Below are 21,027 nucleotides of genomic sequence, written 5' to 3'. Positions count from 1 at the left end.
TATTGACAATCCAGAAAATAAAGTTTATATTTTAGATAAGTAAATTAATATGGGAGGGTTTAATGTTAGCACGTGGGTATGAAAGTAGAAGATTAACTGACAAGGTTTTTAGTACTGCCAAAAGAGCTAAGGAAGCAATAGCAAAATACGGTGATGAAAATGTTGTCAATGCAACTATTGGATCACTTTATGATGAAAATGGGAAATTAGCTGTTTTAAAAACAGTGATGGATGTTTATCATTCATTGCCAGACGAGGAGATTGCTAATTATGCAAGTAGCTTTACTGGAGATGAGAATTACAAAAAAAGTGTTTTAATCTCTGTATTTGGAGATGATTACGAAGAATTTTTAGATGGGCATTACACTTCAGTTATTGCAACACCAGGAGGAACTGGTGCAGTTAGTAATACTATTAAAAATTATATGAATATGGGTGATAAAGCTCTTTTACCAGAGTGGTTATGGAGTCCTTATATCCTTATGGTTAAAGAAAAAGAGGGTTTTGTAGAGTATTACCCATTGTTTGATGATGATGGCAATATAGATATTAAAACTTTAGGAAAGAAGATTTTTAAATTAGCAGAAACTCAGGAGAATGTCGTTGTTGTAATAAATGATCCATGTCAAAATCCAACAGGATGCAGACTTACAATAGATGAATGGAAAGAGTTAAAAGAGATTGTAACGAATGCTTCAAAGAGGGCAAATATAATTCTCATTATCGATATAGCTTACACTGATTTTGATACAAGAACTCCAGAAGAAAAGAGAGCTGTATTTGAACTTTTAAAGAATTTTCCAGAAGAGGTACTAGTAGTATTTGCATTTAGTATTTCTAAGGCATTGACAAGTTATGGATTAAGAGTTGGGGCTCAGATTGCTCTTTCTAAATCAAAAGGTGTAATTGAGGAGTTTGATACTGCTAACTCATTTAGCTGTAGATCAACATGGTCAAATATACCTAGAGGTGGAATGAAACTTTTTAGTAGTATTATGCTGGATAAAGAGTTACGTAACAGACTTGAAGAAGAAAGAGGATATTTTAAGAAGTTATTAGATAAAAGAGCTGAACTATTTTTAAAAGAAGCAGATGAGTGTGGATTAGAGGTTTTGCCTTATAAGAGTGGTTTTTTCTTAACTATACCAACTTATGAGTACACATCTGCTGTAGAAAAACTTTTAGAAAAAAACAATATTTTTACAGTTGTTCTATCTAAAGGGGTAAGAATAGCACTTTGCAGTGTACCTTTATCAAAAATAAAAGGCCTTGCTGGAAGAATTAAAAATATTATTGAAGAGAGTAAGAAATAAAATAATGACTAAAAGCTGGTTGCGAGAAATATGTCTTGAAATCAGCTTTTATATTTATAAACAATATGTATTTAAAAATATTTTTTTATTTTTTAAATAAAAAAATAAAAATATTTCATTTTCGCTTGACATTAGAATTTATAAGTGATAAATTATACTTGTTCAAGAAATATTAGGAGGGAAATAATGAGACAGGAAGCCACAATTAATAGAAATAGTATCACTGTTAATTTTACTGTAAAATATTGTAACAATGCAGAGGCATTGTTGAATAGTGATGGTTTTAGAAGAATATTGGAAGCTTATTTTGATAGAATTGAGAAAAGACAAAGCCCAGTTTACGTATATATAAAAAATAGTTTTGATGAAGATGCAGATCTTGTAAAAGAGATGACAAGATTTTTTAAATTGCTTATTGTATTGGATAATAACGAAGTATGTAGCCTAGAAGAAAAGTATCAAAGACTTTTCAGAGATAAAAATAGTCTGATTGAATTTATTGAAAAACTGTATACTTACTGGAGAAAATTTGAAAGATATGCCATTGTAAGAAATAGTAAAAAAGGTGAAGGTCTTCAAAATGTTAACTTTATTGAAGCAATAAATAATTTTAAAAATCTTATTTTAAGCACTTACAGACAGATAGAAGAGACTGTAATGGGGTATAAGCACAGAGTATATAGACAATTAAATGCTGGTGTGAATGCTGGAATTATTTTAAATGATATGAATAGAAACTGTCCAGCAGAATATTCTGTTCTTGAAAAAGTACCATTTATAGAGACAATAATATTACAACCACCATTTATAACATATCCAAAAAGAAATACAAGAACAGGAGTATTCCAGGAAGTATTTGAAAATCCTTTAAAAGATATCTGTATAAATGAGGAAAACTGGTTCTGTTATCCAGCTAAAGTTGGAGAATCACTAGCTTTTATATACTTTAACAGATATTTCATGTCTCAGGGAGTTGCTCTATGTAACCTGTTTGAACTTGCAAGAGAAGAGGAGTATAGAAATAGAAAACCAGATATTATCTATATCTATGGAGTAAAAGACTACTCAACTGAAATGAAAACAGTATTTTACAATGATAAAATAAATAATATGATGATTGGATATGCAAACTACGGAGAAGATATTGACTACTTCGGTTATATGAAAAAAATGATTTTAACTCTTCACAATATAAGAATGATTCAAAAAGGTGGACTTCCAATACATGGAGCTATGGTTCATATCAATATGAAAAATGGAAACAACTACAATGTTGTTATAATGGGAGACAGTGGAGCAGGTAAGTCAGAAAGCTTAGAGGCATTTAGAAAACTTAGCGAAAAATATGTAAAAGATATGAAGGTAATATTTGATGATATGGGAACATTGTTACCAGGAAGTTCTGAGTATAGAACAGATGCACCTATTGGAGTGGGAACAGAGATTGGAGCTTTTGTAAGATTGGATGACTTAGATGTAGGATATGCATATAAAGAGATTGACAGAAGTATTTTTATGAATCCAGATAAGAAAAACTCGAGAATTATCATACCAATTACATCTTATGCAGAGATTATGAAGGGATATCCAGTGGATTTCTTCTTCTATGCAAATAACTACGATAAAGCAGATAATGATGAATTGGAATTCTTTAAAGATTATAAAGATGCAATAGAAGTTTTCAAAGCTGGTAGAAGAATGGCTAAGGGAACAACAAGTGAAGTAGGTATAGTTGAATCTTACTTTGCAAACCCATTTGGTCCAATGCAAAAACAAAAGGAAACAGATGTACTTATAGAAAAATTCTTTAAAGATATGTTTGATAAAGGCGTAAAAGTTGGTCAGATTAAGACTCAATTAGGAATTAAGGGAATGGAAAAAGAGGGACCTTTAAAAGCAGCACAAAAATTATTTGAATTGATAAAATAGTTATATTAAAAAACTGCAACTGTAATGAGAGATTATAGTTGCAGTTTCTTTTATTTTTATTTTAAGATGTATGTCTTTGAAATATCAATGTATCCATTTTTTAACATAATAAGATTTTTAACACTGTTATTTATTCCAATATTAAGTTTAGGATATACAATTACATAATGAGGAAGTTCATTTTGGATTATTTCCTGGGCTTCATCATATAATTTAATTCTTTGTTCTTCATCAATTGAATGACGTGCTTTTTCAAGTAATATATCAACAGTTTCATTTACATAGTTACTTCTATTTGCAGAGCCATTACGTTGTGAAGAGTGAAACATTGGGTATAATACGGAATCTGAATCTACAGTTGTACAGTTCCATGAAAAAAGGTATAAGGGTTTATTATGCTCAAGTGTTTTTGTTAAGTAAGTTCCCCATTCAAAAACTTTAACATTTACATTTATTCCAATTTGCTTTAACTGATCTTGTATTATTATACACATATCAACTCTTGTTGATTCATCATTGACCCAAAGATCCATATTAAACCCATTGGGAAATCCTGCCTCTTTCAAAAGAGATTTAGCAATTTCAATATTTTGATTGTATTGATTAAGTGAATCTAAATGCCCTTTTATTGCAGTAGGAATAGATGAATTTGCAGGGATTGCAGCACCTTTAAAGACTGCATCAGCAATACTGCCATTATCAATTGCATAAGATATAGCTTGTCTAACTTTTAGATTTTTTAATATTGGATTTGTTTGATCAAAAGCTAAGTATAATTGAGAAGGTGCTTCAACTTCTATTAAAGACAGTTTTGAACTTTTAAGAAGAGCCTGTCTATCCATTATACCAATGTCAAAAGCAGCATCCACTTCGCCTGTTTCTAAAGAAATCATTCTATTACTAACTTCAGGAATATTCTTAAAAATAAGTGTTTTTATAGTTGGAATTCCAGCCCAATTTTCATCAAAAGCTGAAAGGATAACTTTATCTCCAGGAATCCATTCTTTAAGTTTAAATTGTCCAGTCCCAATTGGATGATTAAAAAAATCATTTCCCATTTGAATAGCAATTTTTTTATTGACAATAGATGCAGGTGTAGTTGAAAGATGTCTTAATAGAGGACCAAAAGGCTTATCAGTAATGATTTTAACAGTGTCCTTATCAACTATCTCTACTTCTTTAATCATATCGAGTAAGTATGCAGTTTGAGGAGAAGTTGCTCCTTTTTCAAGTGAATACTTTACATCTTCTGAGGTAAGAATATCTCCATTATGGAATTTGACATTTTTTCTTAGATGAAATATTGTTGTATTTTCGTCAATTCTTTCCCAAGAAGTAGCTAAAGATGGTTGTATATTTAGATTTTCATCCATTTTTACAAGAGTATCAAAAATTGTATTGATAATTTTATTTGATACAGAGTCTATGCTCTTTTGAGGATCTAAAGTTTTAGCATCAGATTTTTGAGCAATAATAAAAGTATCTTTATACTCTGTTTTTTCTTTTTTTTCATTGTTTTTACCAAGTAAGAGTTTTCCACAGGTTAATATAAGAATAAAGATGATTAGTGCTGATATAAGTTTTTTCATAAATTCCCTCCCAATATATTTTTGTAAAAAAAAACAGCCTTTAGGCTGTACAGATAAATATAAACTGGAAAATACAGTTTATATTATTCCTCTACGATAGTTTAGAACTAAACCTAAAATAACATCATATTTTTCTTTGATGTATATAAAAAAATAGTATAGATAATAAAAAAAATAAAAGCTTTTAAAATTAAAATAAGTTCTAAACATTGTTATTCCTCCTTTTGTGTGATTTCTTAGGGTGGATTCTATTCTTATTTTTTTGTTCTGTCAAGTAAAAATTAATTTTTTGTTTGCTGTAATAGCACAAAAAGCTATAAATTTTAAGGGTTTTGAAACTATAAAAAAAATTAAAAAAATATTTTTGGAAAATAGTTATTGACAAATAGGCCAAATTTGGGTATAATCCACCTAAGAAACAAATGTAGAACAGTAAAATAGTAGATTTTGAGAGTAGAAAAAATAGTAGGATTGTAGAATAGTAGGGAATAATAATATATTGTAGTTTTTTTCAGGGAGGCACTTAGTGACTCACTTTGAATTAATATATAAAACTTTACCTTTTTACAATTCGTAAAAAGGTTTTTTTTATTTTCAAAGAGGGAGGAAAAAATGAAAAAGAGTAGTATTTGTAGCACAGTAGTAAAGGGATTTGGAATGGCAATGTTAGGGCTAGGGATGATGATTAGTCAAAGTGCCCAGGGAGCTGAAAAGAAATTTGTAATTGGGATAAGCCAATTTGCAGAACACCCAGCTTTAGATGAAGTTAGAAAAGGTTTTGAAGATGAACTTAAAGCAGAGGGAGTCAATGCAGATTTTGTATATAAAAATGCACAAGCTGATACAGGAGTTGCAGGACTTATAGCTCAAAAATTTGTCGCTGATAAAGTGGATTTGATATTTGGGATAGCAACAATATCAGCTCAAACAGCAAAACAGGCCACAAAAGATATACCAATACTTTTTAGTGCAGTAACAGATCCTGTATATTCACAACTTGTGGATTCTATGGATAATGTTGGAGGGAATGTGACAGGGACAACTGATGCAACTCCAATGGACAAACAGTTAGCACTTTTTAAAGAGATTGATCCAAATATAAAAAAAGTTGGAATAATATACAATACAAGTGAATCAAACTCAGAGATTCAGGTAAGTAAAGCTAAAAAAGTAGCAGAGGGAGTTGGAATAGAGATAGTTCCAGTAGGAGTTAATAACATAAATGACATTCCTCAGGCAATGAACTCTTTAGCAAAGAAATCAGATGCATTTTATGGAATAACAGACAATATAGTAGCTTCATCAATTGGACTTATAGCTAAAACAGTAAACTCTAGAAAGATAGTTTCAATTGGTGCTGAAGAAGCTCACGTAAAAGGTGGACTATTAATGACAAATGGACTTAGCTACTATGAACTTGGAAAACAAACAGGTGCTATGGCAAAGAAAATACTTGTAGATGGAGTTAAACCTAGCCAGTTACCTGTTGAAACATCTAAAACAACAACAAAGGTTGTAAATGAGAAGACAATGAAAAAATTAAAAATTGATAGAGATAATAAAGCTTTTGAAGGAGCTGAATTTATCAAATAAAATACAGACTAATTGAGATTGGTTGGATTGAGAGGTTATAAAATGGATTCACTTTTTACTATATCATTAGAACAGGGACTTATATTTTCAGTATTGGCAATGGGAGTATTTATAACATATAAAATACTGGATTTTCCAGATTTATCAGTTGAAGGAACATTTCCATTAGGAGCATTTGTATTTGCAAGATTTGTAACTTTAGGAATAAATCCAATAACATGTACACTTATTGCTTTTGCAGTAGGAATGGTTGGAGGAGCAGTAACTTACTGGTTACATATAAAAATGAAAATTGCAGCAATACTTGCAGGAATACTTACACTTACAATATTATATTCAATAAACTTGAGAATAAATGGAAAAGCTAATATACCTTTATATAACGATGCATCAGTATTTGATTATGGAAATACTTTAGTTGTTCTAGTAATAATAGTATTAATAGTAAAGATATTGATGGATAGATTTTTAAAAACAGAGATAGGATATCTTCTAATAGCTACTGGAGATAATGAAAATGTAGTAAAAGGGTTGGGAGTTAATTCAAATAGATATAAACTTCTTGGGCTAACACTATCAAATGGGCTTGTTGCAGTAAGTGGAGCTTTGATGGGACAAAGCCAGGGATTTGCAGATATAAATATGGGAACTTCTATAATAGTTTCTGGTCTTGCTTCTATAATAATAGGAGACACAATACTTAAGACAGTAACTAAGATAAAAGGAACAACAAGAGCAATACTTGGAGCAATAAGTTATAAACTTATAGGTGGCCTTGCAATTGATTTGGGATTTGCACCAACAGATCTAAAAGCAATTAGTGCTATTATCGTAATTGTATTTATAGGATACAATAATATACCATTTGCAAAGTTGAAGAGGAGAGTGGAATAAATGCTTGTTATAAAAAATTTAAAAAAGACTTTTAATGCTGGGACAGAAAATGAAGTTAATATATTTAATGGGTTAAATTTAGAGGTAAATGACAGTGAATTTGTTGCTATATTAGGATCAAATGGTTGTGGTAAATCTACACTTTTTAATCTTATTAGCGGATCAATAAAGGATAATGGTGGAGATATAATCCTTGGAGATACAGATTTAGGAAAGATGAAAGAGGAAGAAAGAGCACTTAAAATTGGAAAGGTACATCAGGATCCATCAAGAGGAGTATCACCATCTCTTACAATTTTGGAAAATCTATCACTTGCAGCTAAGAAAAGTGAAAAATTCTCTTTAAGAAATCTTATAAAAAAACAAAATACAGAAAAATTTATTGAACTTCTAAAAGAACTTGATTTAGGTCTAGAAAATAAACTTAATACACAGGTAAAATTTTTATCTGGGGGACAAAGACAGGCTTTATCACTTATAATGGCAACACTTAAAAAACCAGAACTTCTTCTATTAGATGAACATACAGCAGCACTTGACCCTAAGACTTCTGCAATGATAATGAATAAAACTAAAAAACTCATAGATAAACAAAAAATCACAGCTATGATGATCTCTCACAATCTTCGTGATGCAGTAAAATATGCAGATAGAATTATAATGCTTGATAAGGGACAAGTAATACTTGATGTAAAGAGTACTGATATAACAGAAAGAGAGCTTTCAAATATATACATATCTAAAATAGGGAAAGAAGAAAGAATAGCATGCTAGGGTCTCCTAGTATGCTTTTTTATTATCATTGACTTTTTTTTGTATATGAGATACAATAAAGAGTACAAAAGATATGAAAATATCTTATATTATGGAGGTAAAATGTTAGTAAATAACGATATAATTAGAAGAGTAAGATATGCACTTGATATAAAAGACAATGTCATGATAAAGATTTTTAAAGAGGGAGGATACGAGGTAACAAGAGAAGATGTGTTAAATATCCTTAAGAAATCAGAAGATGAAGGATTCTTAAAATGCAATAATCAAATGTTAGAAGCATTTTTAGATGGACTTATAGTTGTAAAAAGGGGTAGAAAAGAAGAAGCTCCTGGAACAACTCATGAACCTGTTAAGATGACTAAAAATAATATAAATAATATAATCATGAGAAAATTAAGAATAGCTTTATCTTTTAGAAGTGAAGATATGCTTCACGTTTTAAAATTAGCTGGAGTTGAAATTTCTCCATCTGAACTAAGTGCAATTTTCAGAAAAGAAGATCACAAAAACTATAGAGAGTGTGGAGATAGATATCTTAGAAACTTTTTAAAAGGATTAGTAATATATTATAGAGGGTAATAGAATCACAGGAGGAAATTTGTAGAAATGGCACATACAATTATTTTTAATATTTTATTGGTAATTACTTTTGATGTTTTTATGTTTTTGAATGGACAGAAAAAATATAAAGGGTATATGAATTTAAGACATTATATGCTAACTTTAAGAATGCCTATATATCAAAAGGTTTTAATGATAAAAATAATGATTGTTACTGTGCTTACTACACTTTTTCAAATATTTATTTAATAAATTTTTACAACAATGGCTCATTTAACACAATAATGAGCTATTTTTATTCTTTTTTATAAAAAAGTTTGGCAAAATTGTAAACTTTATAAAAAAAAACTTGAATTTTTGTATATTTTTGATAGAATATGGGTGATAATTTATAAAGTTAAATAAGAGTGGACATAATTAAGTATTAATTAAATTTAAAAGAAAAGTAGGAGGACAAATGTCAGAACAAGGATTTATTCTTCAGAGTTCATATGGATCAGTTTTCTCTGTAGTTGAGGACTTAGAAGAGCAAGTAGAAAAAAAGAATGACAAGCTTATTACAGTTGCAGGGAGGGTTAATAATCCAGGAGCTATAGAAATCCCTGAAAATTCTACATTAAGAGATGTAATAGGAATGGTTGGTGGAATCAAAAATAAAAAGAAATTCAAAGCAGCACATTTCGGATTACCATTTGGAGGATTCCTTACATCAAAAAGTCTTGATAAAGTAATAGACTTCTCACTATTCCCAGAAGGAATTGAAAGAAATATCATTATTTTATCTGAAGAAGACTGTATAGTAGCTTTTGCAAAATTCTATGTTGAATTTTTAATTGGTAAAGTTAATAACAATCAATATGAAGAGTATCGTCAAGTTGAACAGGAGATTGACAGAATTTGGAGAATACTAGATAGAATTACTAAGGGTAAAGCTAACATGAGAGACGTTTACCTATTAAGATATCTATCAGATATTATTAAAAACAGACTTCATCAAGAACATAACCTTATATTAGAGGCTATTGCAGATGATGATTTTTATAATGAAATAAGTGCGCATATAGAAGATCACAGATGTCCAGCTGGAGAATGTATGCACCTTTTAAAATTCAGAATTACTGAAAAATGTATTGGATGTACAGCTTGTGCAAGAGTATGTCCAGTAAAATGTATCAAAGGAAAATTAAAAGAAAAACATGAAATCGATACTGATAGATGTACTCACTGTGGACAATGTGTTGTAACTTGTCCAGTAGGAGCAATATTTGAAGGAGATAATACATTAAATCTATTCAGAGACATTGCTACACCTAAAAAACTTGTTGTAGTACAAGTTGCACCAGCAGTAAGAGTTGCAATTGGAGAAGCTTTTGGATTTGAACCTGGTACAAACGTAGAGAAAAAATTAGTTGCAGGATTAAAGAAACTTGGAGTAGACTATGTATTTGATACTACATGGGCTGCAGATATGACTATAATGGAAGAAGCGGCTGAATTCCAAGAAAGACTTGAAAAATTCTATAAAGGAGAAGATGTAAGACTTCCAATTCTAACATCTTGTTGTCCAGCATGGGTTAAATTTATCGAGCAAAACTATCCTGATATGATGGACGTTCCATCAACAGCTAAATCACCTATGGAAATTTTCTCAACTATTGCAAAAGATATTTGGGGAAAAGAGATGGGTTATACAAGAGAAAGAATAGCATCTGTAGCTATAATGCCATGTCTTGCTAAAAAATATGAAGCTGCAAGACCAGAATTCTCAAGAGGAGATAACTATGACACTGACTATGTAATATCTACAAGAGAACTTATTAAGATATTCAAAGAAAGTGGAATTGATCTAAAAGAGATGGAAGATATGGAATTTGATAATCCATTAGGAGAATATTCAGGAGCAGGAATTATATTTGGTAGAACTGGAGGAGTAATTGAAGCTGCTACAAGAACTACTATTGAAACAATAACTGGTACTCATTTAGATAACATCGAATTTTCTGAATTAAGAGGATGGGATGGATTTAGAGTAGCTGAATTAACTATTGGACATATTGAACTTAGAATTGGAGTTGCTCATGGACTTGAAGAAGCAGCAAAAATGCTTGACAAGATAAGAGCAGGAGAAGAATTCTTCCACGCAATTGAAATCATGGCATGTAAAGGTGGATGTATCGGTGGAGGAGGACAACCAAAAGCACTTAAAAAACAGGTTGTTCTAGAAAAGAGAGCTGAAGGATTAAACAATATAGATAGAAGTCTTGAAATAAGAAGATCTCACGAAAATCCATATGTAAAAGCTATGTATGATAAATACTTAGATTATCCTTTAAGCCACAAGGCACACGAACTTTTACATACTAGATATTTCCCAAAATTTAAATAATCTAAAAAGATAATACAGAGGGTATATTGTACTGCACCCAAAATCTTAGACAACTAAGATGGAGGGTGTAGTTTTTTTATGCATAAATATAAATGATAAGATAGCTACGAACAAGAAACTGTAGTTTTTATTTTTAAACTTCCTTGAAAATAGCGGATTTATAAGAAGAGGTAGAACAAATAAAAAAAATAATTGTTATCTACACAAAGCAGCCATTAAGGAGTATCATAAATCTATAAATAAAAACACATTGGGAGGAAATTTATGAAAAAACTACTTATAATGGGATTACTGCTTTCAACAATAGTAATGGGAAATGAGATTAAAGAGGCTGGAAAGGTAAAAATTGGAATTAGCCAGATAGTTGAACATCCAGCATTAGATGCTGCCAGAGATGGATTTGAAAAGGCATTGAAAGAAAATGGATATAAGGATGCAAAGATAGAGTATCAAAATGCTCAAGGAGATTTTGGAACAGCACAGATGATAGGTCAGCAATTTGCACAGGATAATAAAGATCTGATTTTTGCAATATCGACACCAAGTGCACAGGCTGCATATAACTCTACAAAAAATATACCTATTTTAATTACTGCAGTAACTGATCCAAAAGCTGCAGGTCTTACAGGAGAAAATATTACAGGAACAAGTGATATGATGCCTGTATATGAACAATTAAAAGTGGCAAAGGATATGTTACCTGGAATAAAAAAGGTTGGAATTTTATATAATACAAGTGAACAGAATTCACAGGTGCAAGTTGATAATGCAAAAGAGGAAGGAAAAAAACTTGGACTTGAAATAGTTGAAACAGGAGTAAACAGTATAAATGATATAGCCTCAGGAATAGACCAGCTTTTAACAAAAGTAGATGTATTATATGTTCCAACAGATAATCTTGTTGTATCTGCAACACCTCTTGTTTTAGATAGAGCAAACAAAGCTAAAGTACCTGTTATAGGTTGTATAGAAGATCAGGTAAAACAGGGAGCTTTGGTTACAAAAACAATAAATTATGAAAAATTGGGATATCAAACTGGAGAGATGGCAATAGAAGTGTTAAAGGGAAAAAGTCCTAAAGATATGCCAATTGAAACTTTGAAAAATATGGAACTTATTATAAATAAGAAAATGGCAGAAAAATATAAAGTTGATCTTTCAAATGAAGCATTAAAAGATGCTAAATACTATTAGAAAAAAGGAGGAGAAAAGATGATAGCTGGAACTTTAGAGCAAAGTTTTATACTTGCAATTATGGTAATAGGAGTGTATATTTCCTATAAAATACTTGATTTCCCTGATATGACAGTAGATGGAAGCTTTCCATTAGGTGCATCAGTTAGTGCAATACTTATAGTGAAGGGAATAAATCCTTTTATTGCTCTATGTGCAGCTATGGTATTAGGAGCCATATCAGGAGCCATAACTGGAATAATACATGTTAAATTAAAAGTTACAAATCTTTTAGCAGGAATTATAGTGATGACTGGATTATACAGTGTGAATTTGAGAATTATGGGAAAATCAAATATTCCACTTTTTATGACTAAGAATATTTTTCATGGAACTGTTTCACCAATTGTAATTACTTTAATCTTTTTGATAGTGGTAAAATTGGCAGTGGATTTTCTTTTAAACACAAAGTTTGGTTTTGCCTTAAAGGCATTAGGAGATAATGAAAGTCTTGTAATTTCATTGGGACTTGATGAAAAAAGATGGAAAATATATGGACTTATGATTTCAAACAGTCTTGTAGCCTTATCAGGTGGAATTCTTGCACAATATCAGGGATTTGCTGATGTAGGAATGGGGACAGGTACAATTATAACTGGTCTTGCATCTATTATTATAGGTGAGGCAATTTTAGGTAAACATAAACTATTTAGAGGAACCTTGATGGTAATAATTGGAACAATAGTTTATAAGGGAATTATATCTTTAGCACTTCGTATTGGTATGAATGCCAGTGATTTGAAACTTATTACCTCAGTTTTGGTAGTATTAATCATATATATGAAAATAAAAAAAGAATCTTTGAAAAGGGGAAGGAGAGTAGCAAATGCTTAATATAAATTCAATTTCTAAAAGTTTTATAACAGATCTTGGGACTACTAAGACAGTGTTCAGAAATCTTAATTTAAAGGTAGAAAAAGGAGATTTTATATCTATAATAGGGAGTAATGGAGCAGGAAAATCTACTCTTTTAGATACAATAACTGGAAATATATCAATAGACAGCGGAAGTATAGATATAGATGGTAAAGAGATAAGCAGTGTGCCAAGACATAAAAGAGGAAGCTTTATTTCTAAAGTATATCAGAATCCAAGTATGGGAACAGCTCCATCTATGACTGTATTTGAAAATCTTTCAATGGCAGATAATAAAGGAAAAATATTTGGACTTTCAATGGGACTAAATAAAAAAAGAAAAGAGCATTATAAAGAGATATTAAAGGAACTTGATCTTGGGATAGAAAATCAGATGGATACAGAAGTTGGATCTCTATCTGGTGGGCAAAGACAGTGTTTGGCTCTTATAATGGCAACATTAAATAAACCTGATATTTTGCTTTTAGATGAGCATACAGCAGCACTTGATCCAAAAACTTCTAAAATAATAATGGATAAAACTAAGGAGATAGTGGAAAAAAATAAGATATCAACTCTTATGATAACTCATAATCTTCAGGATGCTATAAACTATGGAAACAGACTTATAATGTTACATAACGGAGAGGTAATTTTAGATATAAAGGGAAAACAGAAAATGAATTTGACTCCAGAAAAACTTTTAAATATTTTTAATAACAGAGAAGCTTATTTAAAAGACAGTGAGTTATTTTCAGCTTGATAGTATAGGATTGATTTAAATAATGAAATAAAAAATCAGTACAAATATTTGTTTATACTGATTTTTTTGTTACTTTAAATATAGTGTTATTTATGTTATAATGGAAAAATAATACTTGTTGGGAGAAATTTGTGATGAAAAAAATTAGAGTGACTGTTCCAGAGGATATATGGCGCTTGATGCGGAATGATACAGAAGAATTTGGAATTAATAATAATAAATTATGTAACTATATATTAGATAGATTTAAGTACAACAAAAAGATGGATTCTGAGAAATTACTTGAAACACAGGGAAGACCTGTTACCAAGATAATTCAGTTTGATTTGAATGTATCTAATAGAGAGATATACTATGATGTCTTAAGAGCAAATGAGGTAGATGTAGAGGCAGAATACTTCAGAGAGTTATTTGAAATCTATACCTCAAAATTTAAATACCAAAGAGAGCTTTTCATATTTGAAGATAGAGTAAAAAGTATTCTGGAAGCTATTAAGGCAAAGAAAAAATTGAGAATAAAGTATTTAAAAAGAGTTTTCAGTGTAGAACCGTATTTTATTAAACGTGAAGAACGTGGAGATGAAAACTTTTTATTCTGTTATGATGAAGAGAGAAAAGTATATGCAAACTATAAATTAAAGGAATTGGAAATAGTTTCTATTCTTGAAGAAAAGATAAAAGGTAAAGATAAAAAATATATTGAAAATATGCGTAAAAATTTTGACCCCTTTTTAGGGAATGGAAATATTGTAAAAGTTAGACTTACAGAGGAAGGATACAGCCTTTTAAAGAGTTTGACTAACTATCGTCCAAAACTTATAAAAAAAGATGGAGATATCTATTCTTTTGAAGCTGCTAATGAAAATGCTAAATTGTACTTTAGACAGTTTTCAAAAGAGGCAGAGATATTAGAGCCTAAAGAACTCCGAGAAGAGATAAAAAAGGAGTATTTAGAGGTTCTGGAACTGTATAAATAATATGAGCTTAACACTATATAGTGTTAAGTTTTTTTTTATAAACACTATATATAGTATATATTGTTATTTATTTTTTTTATGATGTATAATGAACACAGTAGCAAAAAGTTAAAGTAAGTGAGGTAGGAGAAGGATGAAAGAAGTCATAAAAAGAGATGGGAGTATTGTAGATTTTGATAAAAATAGAATAGTGAGAGCTATTACTATGGCTTTTAAACAAAGCTCAGAACCTGACAACAAAGGACTTGCTGACAAAATTGCAACACAGATTGAAAACCTTGAAAATAAAAGAATGTCAGTAGAGGAAATACAAGATTTAGTTGTTAAAAAACTAATGGCATCAAGTGAAAAGGATATTGCTATATCTTATCAAAGCTATAGAACAATAAAAACTGAAATAAGAAATAAACAAAAAGGAATTTATAAAAATATTGCAGAACTTGTAGATGCGTCAAATGACGACATGTTAAGTGAAAATGCAAATAAGGATGCTAAGACAATCTCAGTTCAAAGAGACCTGTTAGCTGGTATTTCGTCTAAAGATTATTATTTAAACAAGATATTGCCTAAACATCTTAAAAAAGCTCATGAAAGAGGAGAGATTCATATTCATGACCTTGATTATCTATTATTTAAAGAAACAAATTGTGAATTAGTTGATATTGAAAGAATGTTAAAGGGTGGATGTAATATTGGGAATGCCAAGATGCTAGAACCAAATTCTGTTGATGTAGCTGTAGGGCATATAGTTCAGATTATTGCTTCAGTATCATCTAATACTTATGGTGGATGCTCAATCCCTTATTTAGACAGAGCATTAGTTCCATATATTAAAAAAAGTTTTAAAAAACATTTCAGAAAAGGGCTTAAATATGTAGAAAGAGTGCCTCAGGAAGAGGTTGATAGAGTAATAGATGGTGGAAATATTGAGTATTTAAATTTTGAACTTAAAGAAAAATATCCATTAGCATATGAGTATAGCTGTGATTTAACTAGAGAATCAATAAAACAGGCTATGCAAGGTTTAGAGTATGAAATAAACTCTCTATCTACTGTAAATGGTCAAACTCCTTTTACAACAATAGGAATTGGAACTGAAACTACTTGGGAAGGAAGAATGGTTCAGGAGTATGTATTTAGAACTAGAATGGAAGGTTTTGGAGCTAAAAAAGAAACAGCTATTTTCCCTAAGATAGTTTATGCAATGTGTGATGGATTAAATTTAAATGAAGGAGATCCAAACTGGGATATTTCACAGATGGCTTTTGAGTGTATGACAAAATCTATCTATCCAGATATTATGTTTATTACTGAAGAGCAATGGAAGAATGAAACTGTTGTATACCCAATGGGATGCAGAGCTTTCTTATCTCCTTGGAAAAATAAAGATGGAAAAGAGATTTATTCAGGAAGATTTAATATTGGAGCTACTTCAATAAATTTACCGAGAATAGCAATTAAAAACAAAGGCGATGAAGCTGGTTTCTACAAAGAACTTGATAGAATAATGGATCTATGTAAAGAAAATTCACTGTTCAGAGCACACTATCTTGAGAAGACTCAAGCTGAAATGGCACCAATTTTATGGATGTCTGGAGCACTTGCAGTTAAAGATCCAAAAGAGACAATACAAGACCTTATTTGGGGAGGATATGCAACTGTATCTATAGGATATATAGGTCTAAGTGAAGTATCACAACTTCTATATGGAAAAGATTTCTCACAAGATGAAGAGATCTATGATAAAACTTACGCTATATTAAAACATATAGCAGATAAGGTTCAGGAGTTTAAGAAAGAGACAAATCTTGGATTTGCATTATATGGAACACCATCAGAAAGTTTATGTGATAGATTTGCAAGAATAGATAGAGAAGAATTTGGAGATATTCCTGGAATTACAGATAAAGGATATTATGACAACTCATTCCATGTATCTTCTCATATTCAAATTAATCCATTTGAAAAATTAAGAATGGAAGCATTAGGACATAAATATTCTGCTGGAGGGCATATTTCGTATATTGAAACAGATTCATTAAAAAATAACGTGGAAGCAATCCACAGTATTTTAAAATATGCACAAGAGGTAGGAATTCACTATATGGGAATCAACCAGCCTGTTGATAAATGTCATGTGTGCGGATTTAAGGGAGAGTTTTTAGCAACTGAAAGAGGTTTTGAATGTCCTCAATGTGGCAACCATGACAATGATAAAATGAGTGTTATAAGACGTGTGTGCGGATACCTAAGTCAGCCTAACGCAAGACCTTTTAATAAAGGAAAACAAAAAGAAATAATGAGCAGAGTTAAACATAATTGTTAGTGATGTTAGGAGCGGAAAGATGAATTATTCTGGTATTAAATATTCAGATATGATAAATGGTAAAGGGATAAGAGTGAGTCTTTTTGTAAGTGGATGTACTCACAAATGTAAAGGATGCTTTAATAAAGATACCTGGGATCCTGACTATGGAAATCCATTTACTGAAAAAGAGGAAAATGAAATATTTGATTATTTTAAGAAGTACGGTAGTATAGCAAGAGGTTTATCTCTATTGGGAGGAGATCCAACTTACTATAAAAATACTGAGACACTGATAAATTTTTTAAAAAAATTCAGAGCAAATTTTCCAGATAAAGATGTGTGGATATGGTCAGGATTTACATGGGAACAGATAATGAGTGATAAGAAAAGATCTGAACTTATATCACTGTGTGATGTTTTAATAGATGGAAAGTTTATGCTAGAAGAGAAAAATCTCAACCTTAAATGGAAGGGAAGTAATAACCAGAGAGTTATTGATGTACAAAAAAGTTTAGCAACAAATTCTATTGTGATTTATCAGTAGTTTGATAATAAAACTATATTTTAAATGAAATAAAAATGTATAAAAGGTAGAGATTTTGACATATCTCTACCTTTTTTACACATAAAAAATTAAGAATTGCAACATATATTAAGAGATAATAATATTTTTGTTAAAAATAATATTTTTATAATCAAAGATTTTCTATTGACAAACGTTTCTTTTTTGTTTATAATTACACTAAGCATAGAATATAGGTGTAAAGGAGAGGATCGTATGGTACCTTTGTGTTTTGCACAACCAAATAAAGATTTCTATATAAAAGAGATAAAAGGAAGAGGTCGTTCTAAATGTTGCTGTTTAGAAAAAGGGCTTTGTATTGGAAATAAAGTAAGAGTAATGGATGGCAAGGGAGATTGCTTTATAGTAAAAATTAATGATACTATAAAATATGCTCTTAGTTTTGCAATAGCAAATAAAATTATGCTACAGGAAAAATAGATTCTTGACAGCCTGAAAAGGCTGTTGTTATTTGTAAATAAACTTTGAACATCAAAATATTTAATTATTGAATACTATGGAGGTTTTGTGGATGAAATTGTGTGACTTGAGACGTGGAGAAAAAGCGAGAATTATCAAGATTGGAAGAATAGGAGAATTGAAAAAAAGACTGGTTGATATGGGAATAACAGCTGGTGAAACAATCAAACTTGAGAGAAATGCGCCTTTAGGAGACCCTCAAGAGTATGTTGTAAAAGCTACAGGAATTGCAATAAGAAAAGAAGATGCTAAAAATATTGAAGTAGAAAGAGTAGAAGAATAAATAGATTAAATAGAGGGGAGAATAGTATGATTAAATTAGCTTTTACAGGAAATCCGAATGTTGGTAAATCAGCATTGATCAATGCCATAGCAGGATCCAAATTGACAGTAGGAAACTGGCCAGGAGTAACAGTTGAAAAGAAAGAGGCTTATTTTGTTTATAAGGGACAGGAGATTCAATTAGTTGACTTGCCAGGTGTATATAGCTTAAGCCCTTATAGTTTGGAAGAAAAAATAACAAGGGACTTTATATTAGAAGAAAAACCAGATGTTGTTATCAACGTAGTTGACTCAACAAACTTAGAAAGAAATTTATATCTAAGCTATCTTGTAAAAGAATTGGAAAAGCCGACTGTAATGGCTCTTAACTTCTGTGATGAATTTGACAAATTAAAATATAAATTAAAACTTCCAGAATTTCAACAGATGATGGAAATGGATGCTGTATCTGTATCAGCTTTAAAAGGAACTGGAATAAATGAGCTCATGGATAAAGCAGTTGAACTAGCTGGAAAGAAAAAAGAAAAGAAATTCTCTCTACCATTTGATCAAACTACAAGTGCAGTAGTGAGAAGTATAGAGGCAAAAATTAAAGAGGATAAGCAATTTGAAAAAGCAATAGCTGATTATTCAAGTGAGTTTATTGCAATAAAGCTTATTGAAAGAGATAAACATATATTAGAAAAATTAAAATCTAAATATGGAATAGATGCAGCAGGAATATTTGAAGATGAAATATTAAAACTTGAAGATAAGTATGATAATGATTCTGAAACAATACTTGCAGAGCAAAGATATGGAGCAGTAAATGGAGTACTTGCCAGAACATTTACAACATCAGTAAAATCAAGACTTGACTTTACTGATAAGGTAGATAAAATTTTACTTAATAGAATACTTGGTATCCCATTATTCATTGTTATAATGGCAGGAGTCATGGCAGTAGTATTTAATGGTAGTGCACCATTTATAGATTGGGTAGATGGATTTTTTAATGATTTCGTTGCAAAATATGTAGGATTATTAGTTGAAGGAACTCCAGACTGGTTACATTCACTAGTTACTGATGGTATAGTTGGAGGAGTTGGAGGAGTACTTACATTTATACCTGTAATGTTATTCTTATATTTCTTCTTAGCAATACTTGAAGAAAGTGGATATATGTCAAGAGTTGCTTTCTTAATGGATAAAATAATGAGAAAAGTTGGACTTAATGGTAAATCATTTGTTCCTATGGTTGTTGGATTTGGATGTTCTGTACCAGCAATATATGCTAGTAGAACTCTTGAGGATGAAACATCAAGAAAGATGACAGCTGCTATGACACCATTCATGTCATGTGGTGCCAGACTTCCAGTATATGGATTATTTACTGCAGCATTTTTCGGAGCAAAAGGTGGACTTGTAGTTGTAACTTTATATCTTTTAGGTATTTTTGTATCAATTATGGTTGGTATATTCTTAAAGAGATTTAAAGAATTTAAAGTTGAGGAAAAAGCCTTATTAATAGAACTTCCGCCATATAGAGTTCCAAGTTTGAAAGTAATTATGCATTCTACAGGAATAAGAATTCATGCATATATTAAAAAAGCAGGAACTGTAATATTAGGAATCATGTTAATACTTTGGGCTCTTACATATTTCCCAGGTAAAGGAGATCCAAATAAATCTTATATAGCTAAATTTGGACATAGTTTCTCTACAGTGATGGCTCCAACAGGTTTTGGAGATAGATGGGAAGTTGTAGCAGCTATTCCACCTAGTATAGCAGCGAAAGAAGTAGTAGTTGGATTCTTAGCTCAAGTTTTACCAACAGGAGGTAATGCTGAGGAAGAATCTGCAGAACCTGAAACATATGATTTTACAGGAGATTTAAAAGAACAGATTAAAGGGCTTGGATCTGCAATAAAAGATTCAGCAGTGGCAATGGTAAGTATGGATGTTAAGGGATTGTTCTCAACTCCAGATGAAGAAGAGATAGAAGAAGAGGGAACAGGAATAGTTCAGGCTACAGCAAATCTATGGCCTAATGATCCATTATCATCTCTAAGAGCATATTCATTTATGGCGTTCATTTTACTTGTAATACCATGTGTAGCAACACTTGCTGCAATTAAACAGGAATTTGGATGGAAATTCTTAGGAAAGGTTGTTATATTAATGACTTTCGTTCCATACATAGTTTCAGTAATTATATTCCAAGTAGGTAAATTGTTTATGTAATATCCATTCTATATAGAAAGGGGAAAAAACTATGGTAAAGACTGTAATTCTATTGATAGTCGTAGCTATTATTGCCTTTTTCGCATTAAAAAGTGTATATAAGCTTTTAACAGGAAAAGGTGGATGCGACTGTGGTGGTGGACATGGTACAGATCATAAATGCAGTTGTAGCGGTGGATGCTCTTCATGTGGAGCACATCATCATGAAGAAGAAAAATAGATAAGGAAAAGCACCTTCTGGTGCTTTTTTTTATATATTAGGAAATTATAATTTGAATAATAAGATAGAAAGTAGCTGAGAA

General features: G+C 30.7%; 19 protein-coding genes. 18 read left to right on the top strand and 1 reads right to left on the bottom strand.

The genetic code is table 11. The annotated features are described in order from the left end of the window. The first annotated feature begins 62 nt into the window (after positions 1-62). Together IX290_RS07245 and IX290_RS07240 are read left to right on the top strand one after the other, a co-directional pair. A complete protein-coding gene (locus IX290_RS07245; protein ID WP_211492544.1) occupies positions 63-1,313 on the top strand; it encodes an aminotransferase class I/II-fold pyridoxal phosphate-dependent enzyme in 1,251 nt (416 codons plus the stop codon). A 186-nt stretch (positions 1,314-1,499) separates the two neighbouring features. Next, a complete protein-coding gene (locus IX290_RS07240) occupies positions 1,500-3,242 on the top strand; it encodes a phosphoenolpyruvate carboxykinase (protein ID WP_211492543.1) in 1,743 nt (580 codons plus the stop codon). Between the two features lie 56 nt (positions 3,243-3,298). Here the strand turns inward: IX290_RS07240 and IX290_RS07235 are convergent, their stop codons facing one another. Continuing rightward, positions 3,299-4,831: an ABC transporter substrate-binding protein gene (locus IX290_RS07235; protein WP_249168890.1), complete on the bottom strand. Its 1,533-nt coding sequence runs from the start codon at positions 4,829-4,831 to the stop codon at positions 3,299-3,301. Positions 4,832-5,443: 612 nt separating this feature from the next. On the opposite strand from IX290_RS07235, the gene IX290_RS07230 reads away from it, so the two are divergent. From IX290_RS07230 to IX290_RS07155, 16 genes are all read left to right on the top strand, one after another. Then, the gene (locus IX290_RS07230) at positions 5,444-6,424 is read left to right on the top strand and encodes an ABC transporter substrate-binding protein (RefSeq protein ID WP_249168891.1); all 981 of its coding nucleotides are present in this window, start codon (positions 5,444-5,446) and stop codon (positions 6,422-6,424) included. A gap of 42 nt (positions 6,425-6,466) precedes the next feature. After that, the gene (locus tag IX290_RS07225) at positions 6,467-7,318 is read left to right on the top strand and encodes an ABC transporter permease (protein WP_211492542.1); all 852 of its coding nucleotides are present in this window, start codon (positions 6,467-6,469) and stop codon (positions 7,316-7,318) included. Further along, positions 7,319-8,092 (top strand): ATP-binding cassette domain-containing protein, encoded by a 774-nt coding sequence (locus IX290_RS07220; RefSeq protein ID WP_211492541.1) that lies wholly within the window; start codon positions 7,319-7,321, stop codon positions 8,090-8,092. 102 nt (positions 8,093-8,194) lie between these two features. After that, on the top strand, positions 8,195-8,674 hold the full coding sequence (locus tag IX290_RS07215) for a DUF1456 family protein (RefSeq protein WP_211492540.1): 480 nt from the start codon (positions 8,195-8,197) through the stop codon (positions 8,672-8,674). Positions 8,675-8,701: 27 nt separating this feature from the next. Further along, positions 8,702-8,905, top strand: a complete 204-nt coding sequence (locus IX290_RS07210) for a hypothetical protein (RefSeq protein ID WP_211492539.1) — start codon at positions 8,702-8,704, stop codon at positions 8,903-8,905. Positions 8,906-9,113: 208 nt separating this feature from the next. After that, complete coding sequence (locus IX290_RS07205) at positions 9,114-11,042, top strand: [FeFe] hydrogenase, group A (protein ID WP_211492538.1); 1,929 nt, start codon at positions 9,114-9,116, stop codon at positions 11,040-11,042. A gap of 264 nt (positions 11,043-11,306) precedes the next feature. Continuing rightward, a complete protein-coding gene (locus IX290_RS07200) occupies positions 11,307-12,236 on the top strand; it encodes an ABC transporter substrate-binding protein (protein WP_211492537.1) in 930 nt (309 codons plus the stop codon). Between the two features lie 18 nt (positions 12,237-12,254). Continuing rightward, complete coding sequence (locus IX290_RS07195; protein ID WP_211492536.1) at positions 12,255-13,109, top strand: ABC transporter permease; 855 nt, start codon at positions 12,255-12,257, stop codon at positions 13,107-13,109. Then, entirely contained in the window at positions 13,102-13,893 is a 792-nt protein-coding gene (locus IX290_RS07190) for an ABC transporter ATP-binding protein (protein WP_211492535.1), read from the top strand. The genes IX290_RS07195 and IX290_RS07190 overlap by 8 nt, the downstream gene beginning before the upstream one ends. A 134-nt stretch (positions 13,894-14,027) precedes the next feature. Continuing rightward, a complete protein-coding gene (locus tag IX290_RS07185) occupies positions 14,028-14,870 on the top strand; it encodes a WYL domain-containing protein (protein WP_211492534.1) in 843 nt (280 codons plus the stop codon). Positions 14,871-15,003: 133 nt separating this feature from the next. Next, entirely contained in the window at positions 15,004-17,196 is a 2,193-nt protein-coding gene (gene nrdD / locus IX290_RS07180; protein ID WP_211492533.1) for an anaerobic ribonucleoside-triphosphate reductase, read from the top strand. Between the two features lie 19 nt (positions 17,197-17,215). Next, complete coding sequence (nrdG, locus tag IX290_RS07175; RefSeq protein WP_211492532.1) at positions 17,216-17,722, top strand: anaerobic ribonucleoside-triphosphate reductase activating protein; 507 nt, start codon at positions 17,216-17,218, stop codon at positions 17,720-17,722. Between the two features lie 234 nt (positions 17,723-17,956). Beyond that, positions 17,957-18,181, top strand: a complete 225-nt coding sequence (locus IX290_RS07170) for a FeoA domain-containing protein (protein WP_211492531.1) — start codon at positions 17,957-17,959, stop codon at positions 18,179-18,181. A 91-nt stretch (positions 18,182-18,272) separates the two neighbouring features. Next, the gene (locus tag IX290_RS07165) at positions 18,273-18,503 is read left to right on the top strand and encodes a FeoA domain-containing protein (RefSeq protein ID WP_211492530.1); all 231 of its coding nucleotides are present in this window, start codon (positions 18,273-18,275) and stop codon (positions 18,501-18,503) included. 26 nt (positions 18,504-18,529) lie between these two features. Then, entirely contained in the window at positions 18,530-20,725 is a 2,196-nt protein-coding gene (feoB, locus tag IX290_RS07160) for a ferrous iron transport protein B (RefSeq protein WP_211492529.1), read from the top strand. A gap of 31 nt (positions 20,726-20,756) precedes the next feature. Further along, positions 20,757-20,945, top strand: coding sequence for a FeoB-associated Cys-rich membrane protein (locus IX290_RS07155; protein WP_211492528.1), 189 nt, complete (start codon positions 20,757-20,759; stop codon positions 20,943-20,945). The last annotated feature ends 82 nt before the right edge of the window (positions 20,946-21,027 follow it).

Source organism: Fusobacterium sp. DD2 (assembly GCF_018205345.1).
Taxonomy (GTDB): domain Bacteria; phylum Fusobacteriota; class Fusobacteriia; order Fusobacteriales; family Fusobacteriaceae; genus Fusobacterium_A.
Note: the sequence above shows the minus strand (reverse complement) of the source record. Positions and strands in the feature narration are given on the sequence as shown.